Genomic DNA, 1,520 nt, shown 5'->3' on the forward strand with positions numbered 1-1,520 from the left:
ACCCTGGTAGGCGGAAAAGCGCACAGCGTTGACTCTTCCGATGCCGCGTTCCAGGCAGCGGGGGCGCTGGCCCTGCGCGAGGCGGCCGCTGCCGGGCGCATCCAGCTCCTTGAGCCCGTCTCCTCTGTCAGCATCACCGTCTCCGACGAGCATGTGGGGGCTGTGATGAGTGACCTGTCCTCCAGGCGCGGCCGCCTCACGGGAACAGATTCCTCCGGCGGGGAGCTGACTGAGATCAGTGCGGAAGTCCCCGACCAGGAACTTCTCAAGTATTCCGTTGAACTCCGGGCACTCACGGCCGGGACCGGCCGCTTCACGCGCAGCTACCTCCGCCATGAGCCCGTGCCCGGCAACCCATGAATGCCGCCGCCCGAAAGATCCAGCGCGTCTACCTCACGCTGACGCTGGGCAATACGCTGGCGGCCTCCTTCATCTGGGGCATCAACACGCTGTTTCTGTTGGACGCGGGTCTCAGCAACTTCGAGGCGTTTGCGGCCAACGCCTTCTTCACAGCAGGAATGGTGCTGTTCGAGGTACCCACCGGCGTCGTGGCGGACGGTTGGGGGCGCAGGACTTCCTTCCTGCTCGGCACCGTAACCCTGGCCGGTTCCACGTACTTGTACTACCTGCTCTGGCAGTGGAAGGCGCCGTTCTGGTCCTGGGCGGTGGTATCGGTCCTGTTGGGCCTGGGGTTCACCTTCTTCTCCGGGGCAGTGGAGGCCTGGCTGGTCGACGCCTTGCACTTCTCCGGCTACTCCGATGACCTGGAAGCTGTCTTCGGCAGGGGCCAAATGGTCTCCGGTGTCGCCACCCTCGTCGGCTCGGCTGCCGGCGGTGCGCTGGCCCAGGCGACCACTTTGGGTGTGCCGTTCCTGGTGCGGGTAGGAGTCCTCCTGGCGATGTTCGGGGTGGCCTTCTGGCTGATGCACGACGTCGGGTTCACCCCGGATCGTTCCTCGCGCCCCCTGGCGGCGACCCGCGCGGTGCTCGCAGCGTCCATCGACAATGGCCTGAAGAATCCGCCTGTACGGTTCGTGATGCTTGCCGCTCCGTTCAGCGTCGGCGTCGGTTTCTATGCCTTCTACGCGCTCCAGCCCTACCTGCTCGAGCTCTATGGGGATCCGCAGGCCTATACCGTGGCCGGTCTCGCCGCGGCCCTCGTGGCCGGATCGCAGATCGTGGGCGGCTGGATGGCTCCGGTGGTCCGCCGTCTGGTCCGCAAACGCACCACTGTGCTGATCGTGAGCAGTGCCGTCAGCTCACTGCTCCTGATTGCGGTCGGCTTCACCAGGGTTTTCTGGCTGGCGCTGGTGCTGCTCGCCGTCTGGGCACTCATCGCGGCCGCGGGAACGCCGGTGCGGCAGGCCTACCTGAACGACATGATCCCCTCGAAGCAGCGGGCCACAGTGCTCAGCTTCGACTCTCTGATGGGATCCAGTGGCGGGATTGTGGTGCAGCCGCTGCTGGGCCGCACTGCCGACGCCTACGGGTACCCCCTGTCGCTGGCTATCGGCGAGGAG

The 1,520-nt window shown here is 66.1% G+C and carries 1 protein-coding gene and 1 pseudogene; both read left to right on the top strand.

Annotation, left to right across the window (positions count from 1 at the left end; translation table 11 throughout):
• Positions 1-360, top strand: a pseudogene (locus tag DBR22_RS20505) (elongation factor G-like protein EF-G2); the annotation flags it as partial.
• The coding region (locus DBR22_RS20510; protein ID WP_108600510.1) for an MFS transporter at positions 357-1,520 on the top strand (1,164 nt) is incomplete at its 3' end. The pseudogene DBR22_RS20505 and the gene DBR22_RS20510, both read left to right, overlap by 4 nt.

This window comes from Arthrobacter sp. HMWF013 (assembly GCF_003061105.1).
GTDB lineage: Bacteria > Actinomycetota > Actinomycetes > Actinomycetales > Micrococcaceae > Arthrobacter.